Origin of the sequence: Agreia sp. VKM Ac-1783, from assembly GCF_900177765.1 — a bacterium.
Lineage (GTDB): Bacteria > Actinomycetota > Actinomycetes > Actinomycetales > Microbacteriaceae > Agreia.
Genome location: NZ_FXWI01000002.1, coordinates 513,635 through 527,958 on the forward strand (window position 1 = coordinate 513,635; position 14,324 = coordinate 527,958).

Sequence of the window (14,324 nt, forward strand, 5' to 3'; positions counted from 1 at the left end):
AGTGCGTGGCCCCTGGGGGTTCAGACAATGACGCTCGGAGGAAGCATCCGTCGCAGCAGTCTCCGGGACGGCTCCTCGATGAATCGCCAGAGGATCCAGGCGCTGAGCCATGCTGCAGCGGCGGTGCCGATGACGACTCCGAGCAGCACCGGCCCAGACGTGGCGTGGAGTTTCGACGCGACCAAGAGACCCGCCCCGATGACGAGAGGATGCACCAGATAGAAAGCGAAGGAGGCCCGGCCGGCCAGGAGGAGCGGTCTCGTCGACAGGAGCCGGGATAGAGGATCTCGAGGACAGATCGCCAGAGTCGCGATGAGGAGCACCAGAAGGGGAAGGACGACGATCGATTCGGCCGGAGCGATCATGTCGATGCCGGAGTGGAACTCCTCCTGACCGGCGCGCATGTTGTGCAGCGGATCGTTGTAGGCCACGAGCAGAAGAACGCCTATCGAGGCTGCCGCGGTCAGTGTCGCGAGAGGCCAACGCCGGATTCCACCGGATGCCGGAGACACAGTCGAGCCGTCGAGGAAGCGACGCAGCAGCAACGAGAGCACTGCACCGATCCAGAATTCACCCAGAACCCGGATGGGGAGCACCCCCGCAGCGGTCACGTAGCTGTCGTTGGCGAACAGGAAGATCGTGTCGTCCTGCATGCTCGCTCCGACGATGAGTACAGGGAGCATCAGCAGCACGATGACCGTGACCATGACACGACGGGATGCGACGGCGGCGAACCGAGCCAGCACCACGACACCGACGGCGAAGGTCAGATACGCCATCCACTCAGCACTGACAGACCAGTCGACGCCATTCCAGTCGAGCGTGGATGGGAACCAGCCGTTGAGGAGCGTCAGGTGCAGGAGAAGTCGCCCGGGGTCAGCCTGTCCGAGGAACGAGGGATCGCCGGACGAGAGAGCCTGGAAGATGAAATATGCCCCGAACAGCATGAGCACGAAAGCTGTGAGGGGCCACACCCTGGCCAGCCGCAGCCAGATGAATCCAACGGCGGTGCGCCAGGTGTATGCACTCGTCATCGTCGACATGTGCGTGTAGGTCAGGATGAATCCGCTGAGGATGAAGAAGAGATCGACCCCGAGATATCCCGCCGACGACAGGTGGATGACGAACTGCGTGAAGGGGCCAGGACCGAGGGCATCGACGATCTCGGTGCGGAAGTGCCGGAGAAAGACCCAGAACGCAGCGAGGGCACGGATGCCCGTCAGCGCACCGATCAGCGGCGCCCGACGAACAGGTGGATCGATAGCAGACTCGACTCTCGACATCGTATTCGGGAGGGGCCGGGCCCTACCGGTTGACCTTGCCGCGGCCGAAGAGCAGCCACAGAATCGAGCCAATGACTGAGGTCAGGAGAACGACGATCAACCACACCAGCTTGCCGACGAAACCGTGATTCGGGTTTCGGACGATGGAGATGACCGTGGCAACGAAGATGACGAACAGCACGATGCTTCCGATGGTTGCGCTGATCGGTTCCATGATCACTCCTGATGTTCGGGGGACGGCGGTGAGATGCCGCCGACCAAGCATAGCTGCGGCGTCAGCGCAGCGCGGTCGTCGCCCGGTCGCGCCCCGTGAGGTCACGGTGAGTGGCGGTGGCGTGCCAGCCGTCGGCATCCAGAAGTCGTCTGATCTCGTCGCCCTGCAACTCGCCGTGCTCGATCACCAAGACACCGCCCGAGTGCAGCAGTCGAAGACCGGTGCGGGAGACGTTCCTGACGACGTCGAGGCCGTCTTCTCCCCCGTAGAGCGCGTGCTCGGGGTCGAAGAGACGCACCTCGGGGTCGCGCGGGATCGCCTGCGCAGGGATGTACGGCGGATTCGACACGACGACCGATACGCGGCCGTCGAGCTCCGGCACTGCGTCGAGCAGATCGATGAAGACCAGACGAGCGTTCGGGGCGTCGACTCGGCGGAAATTCTGCTTGGTCCAGACGAACGCGGCCGAGCTGTTCTCAACCGCGACGACCTGCGCGTGGGGAACCTCCGTCGCGAGCGACAGGGCTATGGCCCCGCTTCCCGTTCCGAGGTCGACGGCGATCGGTCCGTCTTCGCGTCGAGGATCGATGACGATCGAGCGAAGGGAGTCGATGGCCAGACCCGCCACGAACTCCGTCTCGGGTCTGGGCACGAACACGCCGGGGCCGACCTCGAGTTCGAGGTTGCGGAACCAGGCGACACCCGTGATGTGCTGAAGCGGTTCTCGCGCGGCCCGACGCTCGATGGCCTCGCTGATCGCGACCGCATCCTCGACGCCGAGCGTCTTGTCTGTGATCGTCATCGCCTGCACTTGTCCGCGGCTCGCTCCGAGCACGAAGCCCACAAGCAGCTCCGCGTCGACCTGGGGATCTGAGATGCCGCTTCGAGCGAGCACGGCGACGCCGTGCTCCAGGAGGCTTCTGACCGTCGGGGGGCCCAGCGTTCCCGTGGGTTCGAGGACGACCGCGCTCATTATTCGGCCGCTCCCCCGAGCTCCTGCAGACGAGCTTCCTCGTCGGCGGCGATACACGACTCGATGACGGGCTCGAGGGCTCCGTTCATGACACCGTCGAGGTTGTACGCCTTGTAGCCCGTGCGGTGATCCGCGATGCGGTTCTCCGGGAAGTTGTAGGTTCGGATGCGCTCGGACCGGTCCATCGTGCGGATCTGACTCTTGCGAACCACGGATGCCGCCGCGTCGATCTCCTCCTGCTGACGCGCGAGCACCCTGGCACGCAGAACGCGCATGCCGGCCTCACGGTTCTGCAGCTGGCTCTTCTCGTTCTGCATCGCCACCACGATTCCGGTGGGAAGGTGGGTGATGCGCACGGCGGAGTCGGTCGTGTTGACGGACTGCCCCCCGGGACCGGACGAGCGATACACATCGATCTTCAGGTCGTTCGGGCTGATCTCGACCTCTTCGGGCTCGTCGACCTCGGGGAAGACGAGTACACCCGCCGCAGACGTGTGGATGCGTCCCTGCGACTCGGTGGCGGGAACGCGCTGCACGCGGTGAACGCCTCCCTCGTACTTCAGGTGCGCCCACACTCCCTGTGCCGGGTCGGTTGAGGAGCCCTTGATGGCGAGCTGAACATCTTTGATGCCGCCGAGGTCGCTCGAGGTCTGCTCGATGATCTCGGTCTTCCACTTCTTGCTCTCGGCGTAGTGCAGGTACATACGCAAGAGGTCGGCCGCGAACAGGGCTGATTCAGCCCCGCCCTCGCCCATCTTGATCTCCATGATCACGTCGCGACCGTCGTTGGGATCACGCGGAATCAGAAGACGGCGGAGACGCTCTTCGGCCACCGCGAGGTCCTCCGTGATTCCGGGCACCTCTTCGGCGAACGAGGCGTCCTCGGACGCCATCTCCTGAGCGGCCGCGAGGTCGCTCTCGAGCTGCTGCCACTGGCGGTAGGCCGCGATGATGCGGCTGAGTTCCGCGTAGCGGCGGTTGACCTTCTTCGACCGGGCAGGATCCGAGTGCAATGCAGGATCGGCGAGCTGCTCTTGCAACTCGTCATGCTCGGTCAGCAGTGTTTCGACTGACTCGAACATCTCCTACTTCTCCAGGTCGCGTCCGTTGTGACCCGTCGGATTGGGCATCGTCTTCTGCACCTGCATGAGGAACTCGACGTTCGACGTCGTCTCTTTCAGACGGCCTAGAACGATCTCGAGCGCCTGCTGCTGGTCGACACCCGCGAGGGCGCGGCGCAGCTTCCACGTGATCTTCGTCTCGTCGACGCCCATCAACAGCTCCTCGCGGCGCGTGGAGGATGCGTTGACATCGACCGCCGGGAAGATGCGCTTGTCTGCGAGCTGGCGCGACAGGCGCAACTCGCTGTTGCCCGTTCCCTTGAACTCCTCGAAGATCACCTCGTCCATCTTCGAGCCGGTCTCGACGAGTGCGGTGGCGAGAATGGTGAGCGATCCACCGTTCTCGATGTTGCGCGCTGCACCGAAGAAGCGCTTCGGCGGGTAGAGAGCCGAGGCATCGACGCCGCCGGAGAGGATACGACCGGAGGCAGGTGACGCCAGGTTGTATGCGCGTCCGAGTCGGGTGATCGAGTCGAGCAGCACGACGACGTCATGTCCGAGTTCGACCAGGCGTTTGGCGCGCTCGATAGCGAGTTCGGCAACCGTGGTGTGGTCTTCGGCAGGGCGGTCGAAGGTCGAGGCGATGACCTCGCCCTTGACCGTGCGCTGCATGTCGGTGACCTCTTCGGGGCGCTCGTCGACGAGAACGACCATGAGGTGCACCTCGGGGTTGTTCGTCGAGATCGCGTTGGCGATCTGCTGCAGAACGATCGTCTTTCCGGCCTTCGGGGGCGCCACGATCAGGCCGCGCTGGCCCTTTCCGATGGGGGCCACGAGGTCGATGATGCGCTGCGTCAACTTGCCGGGCTCGGTCTCGAGGCGCAGACGCTCCTGCGGGTAGAGCGGCGTCAGCTTGTTGAACTCGACGCGGTTCGCGGCCTCGTCGACAGGAAGCCCATTGATCGACTCGATCTTGACGATCGCGTTGTACTTCTGACGGCCGTTGCCGTCGCCCTCGCGTGGCTGGCGGATGGAACCGACGACGGCGTCGCCCTTGCGCAGGTTGTACTTCTTGACCTGGCCGAGTGAGACGTAGACGTCGTTGTTGCCCGGCAGGTAGCCGCTGGTGCGAACGAAGGCGTAGTTGTCGAGGATGTCGAGGATTCCGGCCACCGGGATCAGAACATCGTCTTCGCTGATCTCGGGCTCGAGGTCGTCGTTGCCCGTCTGTCCGCGACGCTTGCGGTCGCGGTAGCGGTTGCGCGCGCTGCGGTCGCCACGACCGTCTTCGTCGAGCACGGGTCCGTTCGAGTCGCCGCGATCGTTCTGCGGGCGCTCGTTCTGCGGGCGCTCGTTCTGGGCGCGCTCGTTCTGGTTGCGGCCGTTCTGGCCACGGCCGTTCTGCGCGTTGTCGTCCTGTGCACGACCTCCGCGACCGTTCTCGTTCTGGCTACGACCGTTCTGGCCGTTCTCTGCCTGAGCTCGATCGCCCTGCCCGCGGGCTGCGCCCGATCGCTCGGTCGACGCGCGGTCGGGGTTCTGGGTGTCGGCGGACTGATCCGCGCCGTTCTGCTTGTCTTGGTTGCGATCACGATCGCGGTTCCGATTGCGGTTGCGACCCTGGCGACCGCCCTGCTCACGAGGCTGGTCCGAGCGAGACTCGTCTGCGTCACCCGCCTGAGCATTCTCGGTCGCGCGCGGCTCCGACGCACGAGCGTCTTTATCGGCTGCGCGGCCGCGGGTGACGGGCGGGAGAAGCGCCGAGAGCTCGTCGCTTTTCGCGTTCACGTGCGAGACGGCCTGGACACGGGGTTCAGACTCGACGGCACCGGCACCGTCGACGGACTTCGCCCGGCGCGGGGCCCGCTTGCGCGGCGCAGAGGTATCGATCTGCGGCCGCTCTGCCTCGACGATCTCGTCTACGGGAACGATGTCGTTCAGCGGTGCAGCGACGAAAGCGTCGACCAGGGCGGCATCGACGCCGCCATCGACGACCGCATCGTCTGCATTCTCTGCAGGCTCTGAGACCTCGACGAGCGTCGGCTGCTCCGCCGACGCCTCGACGGGGGCAGAGACGACGGAGTCGTCTGAGGCCGCAGCCGAGTCGGCCGTGTCGGATGCCTGGCGCTCGGTGATCGCCTGCACCAGTTCGCCCTTGCGGAGTCTGGCGGCACCGTTGATGCCGAGGGACTGTGCGAGGGCCTGGAGCTCTGCGACCTTGAGGCCGGCAAGAACTGTGGGGGTTTCCGCGCCCGGGGCGCGGAGATTGACGTCAGTCACGTGTGTGGGGTTTCCTTCCACTGCTGTCCGCTCCGAGCCTTAGGCCGGGGTGGTACTACGCAGAGAGCTGTCCGTGTACGAGGCGTATGGGCGAGAGGTGCTGAGCCAGTACGCGTAAGTCGCGGGGCAGCGATGAGTGTGAGATTGCTACCGGGTACGAGCTTGGATCAAGCCGCTTCAACCGGATGCGTGACCACTGTAGCACCTTTGAAGTCGACAGCCAGAACGAGCGACGTCCACGGCGCGGCCGATTCCGACTCGACGAGTTCGACGGCGGCGAGACGCTGGGCCGGGTCGCTGCACAGCACAAGGATGCTCGGGCCCGCTCCGGAGACGACGGCCGGGAATCCCTGCTCGCGCAGGAGACCGATGAGTCGTGACGTGTCGGGCATGGCCTCCGCGCGGTAGTTCTGGTGCAGCCGGTCTTCAGTCGCAGCCAGCAGCAGCTCGGGGCTCTGAATGAGCGCCGCGATCAGAAGCGTCGAGCGCGAGACATTGAAGATGGCGTCGGCGTGCGGCACCGACTCCGGCTGGAGGCTGCGAGCGAGTGCGGTCGACATCGTCGCCTGGGGCACGAGTACGAGCGGAGAAACGCCGCGGTGGACGATCAATTTCTTGAACTGCGGGCCCTCGGGTGTGACCCACGCGATGGTGAGCCCGCCGAAGAGACAGGGAGCGACGTTGTCGGGGTGTCCCTCCATCTCGGTGGCCAGGGCGAGCAGACCGAGCGCATCGATGTCGACGATTCCGTCGAGCAGCCCTTTGGCCGCCATTATGCCGGACACGATGGCGGCGCCCGAGGAGCCGAGTCCGCGTCCGTGAGGAATGACGTTGTGCGCCACGAGGTCGAGACCGGGCATGGGCTGGTCGTAGGCGGCGAAGGCGTGGGCTATCGCACGAACCACCAGGTTGGACTCATCGGTGGGAACCTCGCCCTCGCCGACGCCGGTGACCTGCACGGTGGCCCCGGGCTGTTCCCTGACGGTGACGGTCAATTCGTCGTACAGCGCAAGCGCCAGGCCGAGGGTGTCGAACCCCGGGCCGAGGTTCGCGGTCGTGGCGGGGACCTTGACCGTCACCGAACGGCCGGCAAGGCTCACGACGAGGCTTTCGACAGACCCAGCACACCGGCGATCTCGTCGGTGTCCACGGCGACCGAGGTGGGAGTCACATCGGAGCCGTCGGCGGTCTTCAGCGCCCACTGCGGGTCTTTGAGGCCGTGGCCGGTGACCGTGAGCACCACGACGGCGCCCTTGCCGATCACTCCGGCGTCGGCGCGCTCCAGCAGTCCCGCGACGCTGATCGCCGAGGCGGGCTCGACGAAGATGCCGACCTCGGCAGAGAGGATGCGGTAGGCCTCGAGGATCTTGTCGTCGTCGATGGCGCCGAAGTAACCGTCGTTGGCCTCGCGAGCAGCGAGTGCGAGCTCCCACGACGCCGGATTTCCGATGCGGATCGCGGAGGCGATCGTCTCGGGGTTGCGAACGATCTCTCCGCGAACGATCGGTGCGCTGCCCGAGGCCTGGAACCCGAACATGCGTGGCAGCTTCGTGGTCTCGCCCCGAACGAGTTCTTCGGAGTAGCCGCGCGAGTAGGCCGTGTAGTTGCCGGCGTTGCCGACGGGAACGATGTGGAAGTCGGGAGCGTCTCCCAGAACCTCGACGACCTCGAATGCGGCCGTCTTCTGGCCCTCTATGCGGTCGGGGTTCACCGAGTTCACGAGGTGCACGGGGTAGTTCTCTGCCAGATCGCGCGCGATGTCGAGGCAGTCGTCGAAGTTGCCGCGGACCTGCAGCAGTTCGGCGTTGTGCGCGATCGCCTGGCTGAGCTTGCCCAGAGCGATCTTGCCCTCGGGCACGAGAACGGCTGCAGTGATGCCGGCGTGCGTGGCGTAGGCGGCGGCAGATGCCGAGGTGTTTCCGGTCGAGGCGCAGATCACGGCCTTGGCGCCGTGCTCCACCGCCTTCGAGATGGCCATGGTCATGCCGCGGTCTTTGAAGGAGCCGGTGGGGTTCATGCCCTCGAACTTCACATAGACCTGGGCGCCCGTGCGAGCAGACAGCGCGGGCGCGGGGATGAGGGGCGTTCCGCCCTCTCCCAGGGTCACGATAGGGGTCGCCTCCGAGATGTTGAGACGGTCCGCGTACTCGTGCAGCACTCCGCGCCACTGGCGGGATGCTCGTGTGGTGCTCACGGGATTATGCTCCTTCAACTCTCAAGACGGATTCGACCCGCACGACGACCTGCTGGTCTGCGATGTCGGCCACCGTGCGCGATAGGGCGCGCTCGCTGGCCACGTGCGTGACAATGACAAGGGTAGCGGTGCCGGAGGACTCCGACGTTCCGGCGCTCAGCGCGTCCGACTTCACCGCTCCTGACTCCACCGACGCGATGGACTGCTGCACCGTCTCTACGGACACGCCGTGTTCGCTGAACAGCGAGGCGATGCGGGCGAGCACGCCCGGCGCATCCGACACCTCGAGCGTGATCTGGTAGCGGGTGCTCACACTGTCGATCGGCAGGATCGTCAGATTGGCGTGTGTCGTCTCCGCGACACCCGGCCCGCCGGCGACGTGACGACGCGCGGCGGACACGACGTCGCCGAGTACGGCCGACGCGGTCTCGATCCCGCCTGCTCCGGCGCCGTAGAACATGAGGTCTCCGGCGGCCTCGGCTTCGACGAACACGGCGTTCTTGCCTCCGTGCACCGCGGCCAGAGGATGCTGGCGCGAGATCAAGGCGGGGTAGACGCGGGCCGAGACGCCGTCGATACCCGAGGAGGGGTCGGTGATCCGCTCGCAGATCGCCAGAAGCTTGACCACGTAGCCGGCCTTCTGGGCCTGAGAGACCTGTGCGGCGGTGATCTTCGTGATGCCCTCACGGTGCACCGCCTCGACGGGAACGTCGGTGTGGAAAGCGAGGCGCGCAAGGATCGCCGCCTTCTGAGCCGCGTCGTAGCCCTCGATGTCGGCGGTGGGGTCGGCCTCGGCATAACCGAGCTCGGTCGCCACGGCGAGGGCGTTCTCGAAGGTGTCGCCCTCGACATCCATCTTGTCGAGGATGAAGTTCGTGGTGCCGTTGACGATGCCCAGAATGCGCTTCACCCGGTCGCCGGCGAGAGAGTCGCGGAGGGGACGGATGATGGGAATGGCGCCCGCGACGGCTGCCTCGTAGTACACCTGCGCGCCCACCTGCTCGGCGGCGGCCTGCAATTCGGGTCCATGAGCCGCTAGCAGCGCCTTATTGCCCGTGACCACGTCGGCGCCCGAGTTGAGGGCGTGCAGGATGTAGCTGCGCGCGGGCTCGATGCCGCCCATCAATTCGATGACGATGTCGGCCGATTCGATCAGCCCCATCGCGTCAGTGGTGAACAGCGCCGGGTCGATGGGCGCCGTACGGGGCGCGTCGACATCGCGCACGGCTATGCCGATGAGGTCGAGACCGGCGCCGACTCGCGACGCGAGTTCGTCGTGGTGCTCTGTGAGCAGCGTCGCCACCTGGGCACCGACGGAACCCGCGCCCAGCAGTGCTACTCGGAGGTTGCGGTAGGCGATCATGATGCTCCTGGTTCGTCGGATGCGACACCCGTGTCGCGTGCAAGAAGGTCGTGCTCGGTCTCGCCACGGATGAGCAGTCGTGCCTCGCCGTTCGCGACGGCCACGACGGGCGGGCGACCCACGATGTTGTAGTTGCTCGCCAGCGCCCAGCAGTACGCGCCGGTGGCCGGAACCGCCAGCAGATCGCCGGGAGCCACGTCGCCGGGGAGGTAGTCGGCGTACACGACGATGTCTCCCGACTCGCAGTGCTTGCCCGCGACCCGCACGAGCGCGGCGTCGGCATCGGATGCGCGGCTCGCGATGCGCACGGAATAGTCGGCACCGTAGAGGGCCGGGCGTGCGTTGTCGCTCATGCCGCCGTCGACGCTCACGTAGCGCCGCACGGCCGTCGCTCCCGACTCGTCTTGCGGCAGAGTGACGTCGACGTCTTTTATCGTGCCCACGCTGTAGAGGGTCACTCCCGCGCCGCCCACGATCGTGCGGCCCGGTTCGAACGCCACGACGGGCAGAGCGATGCCCAGCCGTGCGCACTCCGCCGCCACGATGTCGGCGATGCGTGCGGCCAGTTCGGCGATCGGCGTGGGATCGTCGGCCGTCGTGTACGCGATGCCGAATCCTCCCCCGAGGTTGAGCTCGGGCACCGGGCCGTCTTCGAGGAGCTTCGCCTGCAGCGAGAGGAGACGGGCTGCCGACTCGGCAAAGCCGTCGGCTCCGAAGATCTGCGAGCCGATGTGACAGTGCAGCCCGAGGAACGTCAGGCCGGCATGCGAACGGATCGTTCGCACGGCGGCCTCGGCCCGCTCGAGGGGGAACCCGAACTTCTGGTCTTCGTGCGCAGTCGCGAGAAAGTCGTGCGTGTGGGCGTGCACTCCGCTGTTGACCCGCAGTCTGACAGCCTGGACCTTGCCGAGCCGGGCCGCGGCATCCGCAACGCGTTCGATCTCGATCTCGCTGTCGATCACGATCGTGCCGACCCCTGCAGCGACGGCGCGCTCGATCTCGTCGACCGATTTGTTGTTGCCGTGCATGCCGATGTGAGAGGGATCGACACCGCCGGCCAGCGCGACGGCCAGTTCTCCGCCCGAGCACACGTCGACGCCGAGACCCTCGTCGCTGACCCAGCGAGCCACAGCCGTGCTGAGGAACGCCTTGCCGGCGTAATAGACCTTCGCCCGGGTTCCGATGCGTTCGAACTGCGATGAGAACGCCGCGAGAGTCTCGCGTGCGCGCGAACGGACGTGCTCCTCGTCGACGACGTACAGCGGGGTTCCGAACTGACGAGCGAGATCAGAGGCGGGCACTCCCCCGAGAGAAAGCACTCCGTGCCGGTCGCGAAGCGCGCTCGACGGCCAGACGGCCGGAGACAGCTCGTTCGCGTCGAGAGGCACAGACAGCCAGTCGGGGGCGAGCGGATGTGCGACAGAGGTCATGGAGGATCCTGACGTGAGATCGATCGTCCCGTCACGGGACCGATGGTCGGGTGGGGGCGAGCGAACCCGGATTGGTTCCTGAAGCCTTCGCGCGCCCACAGACAGGGCGACAGCAGAATACTACTGGATGTCCGCCGTCAGGCTTTCGGGGTCGGGGATCTGCAGGAGCTCGCCTGATTCCAGGGCCACCCAGAGCTCGCCGTCGCGAGAGAGCGCGATCGATGTCGGCACGCCTCCGTCGCTCACGGGCACGGCGATCATGGCCGAGCGGCCCTCGCCGTCGAGGCGAGCGATCGCCTCGACGCCGTCGACCGTGAACCAGCACCCGTCCGTAGCATCGGAGGCAACGCGAACCGGTCGCCACTCCCGCTCGGGCAGCACGAACTCGATGACCACGCCGCCACGGCTGATGCGACCCACGACGTGACGGGCGGGATCGGCGAACCACACACATCCGTCGTCGCCGATGCTCACCGTCGCCGGCGCGGCCGCGGGGTCGTCGAACTCCACGAGAGAGGGCAGCGAGTCGCCCCCGCGTGCGTGGGCGAGCAGTCCGGCGCCGGGAAGCGCGAACCAGAGAGACGAGCCGTTCGACGCGATGGATGCCGGCGCCCCTCCGGGCACGCCCGTGTCGAACTCGCTCACCCGGCCCAGAATGTCCACGTGCCCCACGGCATCCGCTCCTTCCTCGACGAACCACGCGCTGCCGTCATGCTGCCCGACGATGCCGGCTGGCGCAGCACCGGGTGTGACCGCCGCCGAGAAGACGACCCCGGAGGAATCGAGTCTGAGGATGCGATCCGATGCCCGATCGGTGACCCACACCGAATCGTGCGTCGCCGCGGCTACCGAGTGGGGTTCGGAGGACTCTCCGCCGAGCGCGATCCTCTGCTGCCGGCCATCGGGGGCAACCCGTACAACGACTCCTGCAGCGGCGAACACACACCACACGGCGCCGTCGTCGGTGACCACGAGGTCGCGGGCGCCGGCCTCGGAGCCGTCGACCGAGTGGACGACGAAAGACGAGTCGGTCACGGGCAGGCTCCCATCGTGCGCAGGCTGGTCTCGTCGATCGTGAAGTCCGACGCGTCGAGCGTGACCGTCGCCGAGCCGGGGTCGATCGAGAGCGATGTCAGGTCGACACCCTTCGGCAGTCGGTCGGCGACGCACAGAGGAATCGACTCGTCGAGGATCGAGCTGAGGGCGCTCGATGCGTCGACGACGGTGGAGCCCGCAGTGAGTTTGGCCGTCTCGGGCGTGAGAACCACGGAGTCTGCGGTCACCGACACCCCGGCCGTCACCAGGTACTGGAGGCGGAACCCGAGAACGGTGATCGACCCGTCGTAACCCACCGTCTGGTCGTCGAGAGTCAGAGTGGCCGCCCCCGGAACCTGGATCACGCTGTTCACGGCGTCTCCGCTCAGCGACAGACGTGCCGACACCGCGCCGACCGGCTGTGAGAGATCGGTGGGAACCCCCGTAGCCACGACGTGAGCCTCGACGGGGACCCCGTCGACCGACAGCTGGGGCGCATCGATGGTGACCTGATCGAGGGTGCCCGACAGATACTGCTGCAGAAAAGAGAAACCGCCGATCGTCACGTCGATGTCTCCGTCGACAGTGGCGGGCAGACTCGCCGCGATCTCGGCCTTCGCCCGATCCTCTGCGTACGCGCGAAGCCCGACATCGGCGACCACGACCACCACCGCGAGCACGAGAACGACAATCAGAACGACGACGATCCCCCTCCTTCGTCGGCGGGGAGCAGCGCTCTGCTCAGGGGCTATCACGGACTCCGTCACAAGCCCGCTTACATCCGTTCCGGAGCCGAGACGCCGAGGAGGTCGAGTCCGTTGCGGATGACCTGTCCCGTCGCGTCGTTCAGCCACAGACGGGTGCGATGCAGATCGCTGATGGGCTCGTCGCCCAACGGCAGGACGCGCGCCTGCGAGTACCAGCGGTGGTAGTGGCCGGCGACCTCTTCGAGGTAGCGGGCGATGCGGTGCGGCTCGCGCAGCTCCGCCGACTTCTGCACGATGCGGGGAAACTCCTGCAACGAACCCAGCAGCTCGGTCTCGGACTCGTGCGACAGCAGCGCGGGGTCGAACACGGAGCGGTCGACGCCCGCAGCCAGTGCGTTCCGTGCAACCGATCGGGTGCGCGAGTGCGCATATTGAACGTAGAAGACCGGGTTGTCGTTGGTCTTCGAGCGCAGCACGTCACCGTCGAGAGAGAGGGGCGAATCGGCGGGATAGCGGGCGAGCGAGTACCGCAGCGCATCGGCGCCGACCCATTCGAGCAGGTCGTCGAGTTCGATGATGTTGCCAGCCCGCTTCGAGAGCTTGGCGCCGTTGAGGTTCACCAACTGGCCGATCAGCACAGAGATGCTGACGTCCGGATCATCGCCGGCCGCCGCTGCCAGCGCCTTGAGGCGCCCGACGTAGCCGTGGTGGTCGGCACCGAGAAGGTAGATCTTCTCGGTGAATCCGCGGTCTTTCTTGCTCAGATAATAGGCGGCGTCGGCCGCGAAGTAGGTGACGACACCGTTGCCGCGGGTCAGGACTCTGTCTTTGTCGTCTCCGAAGTCTGTGGTGCGCACCCATACGGCGTCGTCGGCCTCGAAGACGTGGCCCTGAGCGCGGAGCCGGTCTGCCGCATCGTCGATGAGGCTGCGACCCGTCTGAGGATCGACCGCGTGCAGCGTGCGCTCGGAGAAGAACACGTCGAAGTGCACGTGGAAGCGCTCGAGGGAATCCTTGATCTCTTCGAGCTGCTTCAGATATCCGAGGTCTCGGGCGAGCGGCACGGCCTCGTCGAGGGGAAGCTCGAGGAGGTTCGGCACGTTCTCGAGCACGTGCTTGGCGAGTTCGCCGATGTATGCGCCCGGGTACCCCTTCTCCGGCGTGGGCTCGCCCTTGGCGGCCGCGAGAATAGAGAGGCCGAAGTTGTCCATCTGGTTGCCGGCGTCGTTGATGTAGTACTCGGTCGCGACGACGGCACCGGATGCGCGCAGCACGCGAGCGATCGCGTCGCCGAGAGCGGCCCACCGGGTGTGCCCCAGATGCAGCGGCCCCGTGGGGTTGGCCGACACGAACTCCATGTTCACGGAGAGCCCGTCCAGCGAGTCGTTGCGCCCATAGGCGTCGCCGGCGTCGACGATCTGGCGGGCGATCTCGGCGGCCGCCGCCACGTCGAGCGTGATGTTGATGAATCCGGGGCCCGCGACATCCACCGACGCGACGCCGGGGATGGCCTCGATCTCGGGAGTGATCTCTGCGGCGAAGGCGCGGGGGTTCGTTCCGAGCCTGCCCGCGAACTTCATCGCCACGTTGGAGGCCCAGTCGCCGTGGTCGCGGTTGCGCGGGCGCTCGAGGGCCAGGTCTGCGAGAGTGATGCCGAAGTCGGGAACGGACTCTCCTGCGGCTCGGCGCTGCTCGATACGAGCGGTCACGATGTCGAAGAGGGCCAGGGAGAGCTGTTCGGGAGTCACGAGCGTCGATCTTACCGTTCAGCCCGCACCGGCCGC

The 14,324-nt window shown here is 66.4% G+C and carries 12 protein-coding genes; all 12 read right to left on the reverse strand.

The features are described from left to right. Positions 1-20: 20 nt before the first annotated feature. On the reverse strand, positions 21-1,283 hold the full coding sequence (locus CCK87_RS07480; RefSeq protein ID WP_086460791.1) for an acyltransferase: 1,263 nt from the start codon (positions 1,281-1,283) through the stop codon (positions 21-23). Between the two features lie 22 nt (positions 1,284-1,305). Further along, on the reverse strand, positions 1,306-1,497 hold the full coding sequence (locus tag CCK87_RS07485) for a PLDc N-terminal domain-containing protein (protein WP_086460792.1): 192 nt from the start codon (positions 1,495-1,497) through the stop codon (positions 1,306-1,308). A 61-nt stretch (positions 1,498-1,558) separates the two neighbouring features. Next, on the reverse strand, positions 1,559-2,470 hold the full coding sequence (prmC, locus tag CCK87_RS07490; protein ID WP_086460793.1) for a peptide chain release factor N(5)-glutamine methyltransferase: 912 nt from the start codon (positions 2,468-2,470) through the stop codon (positions 1,559-1,561). After that, entirely contained in the window at positions 2,470-3,552 is a 1,083-nt protein-coding gene (gene prfA, locus CCK87_RS07495; RefSeq protein ID WP_086460794.1) for a peptide chain release factor 1, read from the reverse strand. Before prfA ends, prmC begins: the two co-directional genes overlap by 1 nt. Positions 3,553-3,555: 3 nt before the next feature. Then, positions 3,556-5,811, reverse strand: coding sequence for a transcription termination factor Rho (gene rho, locus CCK87_RS07500; protein ID WP_086460795.1), 2,256 nt, complete (start codon positions 5,809-5,811; stop codon positions 3,556-3,558). Positions 5,812-5,978: 167 nt separating this feature from the next. Further along, positions 5,979-6,911, reverse strand: coding sequence for a homoserine kinase (thrB, locus tag CCK87_RS07505; protein ID WP_086460796.1), 933 nt, complete (start codon positions 6,909-6,911; stop codon positions 5,979-5,981). After that, on the reverse strand, positions 6,908-8,005 hold the full coding sequence (gene thrC / locus CCK87_RS07510; protein WP_086460797.1) for a threonine synthase: 1,098 nt from the start codon (positions 8,003-8,005) through the stop codon (positions 6,908-6,910). The genes thrB and thrC overlap by 4 nt, the downstream gene beginning before the upstream one ends. Positions 8,006-8,009: 4 nt before the next feature. After that, positions 8,010-9,368, reverse strand: coding sequence for a homoserine dehydrogenase (locus CCK87_RS07515; RefSeq protein ID WP_086460798.1), 1,359 nt, complete (start codon positions 9,366-9,368; stop codon positions 8,010-8,012). Beyond that, positions 9,365-10,798, reverse strand: coding sequence for a diaminopimelate decarboxylase (gene lysA, locus CCK87_RS07520; protein ID WP_086460799.1), 1,434 nt, complete (start codon positions 10,796-10,798; stop codon positions 9,365-9,367). The genes CCK87_RS07515 and lysA overlap by 4 nt, the downstream gene beginning before the upstream one ends. Before the next feature lie 120 nt (positions 10,799-10,918). After that, positions 10,919-11,833 (reverse strand): hypothetical protein, encoded by a 915-nt coding sequence (locus tag CCK87_RS07525; RefSeq protein WP_086460800.1) that lies wholly within the window; start codon positions 11,831-11,833, stop codon positions 10,919-10,921. Then, positions 11,830-12,600 carry a DUF2993 domain-containing protein gene (locus tag CCK87_RS07530; RefSeq protein ID WP_170927183.1) on the reverse strand — a complete coding sequence of 257 codons (771 nt, stop codon included), beginning with the start codon at positions 12,598-12,600 and terminating at the stop codon, positions 11,830-11,832. The genes CCK87_RS07525 and CCK87_RS07530 overlap by 4 nt, the downstream gene beginning before the upstream one ends. A gap of 8 nt (positions 12,601-12,608) precedes the next feature. Then, positions 12,609-14,288, reverse strand: coding sequence for an arginine--tRNA ligase (gene argS / locus CCK87_RS07535; protein WP_086460802.1), 1,680 nt, complete (start codon positions 14,286-14,288; stop codon positions 12,609-12,611). Positions 14,289-14,324: the final 36 nt, after the last annotated feature.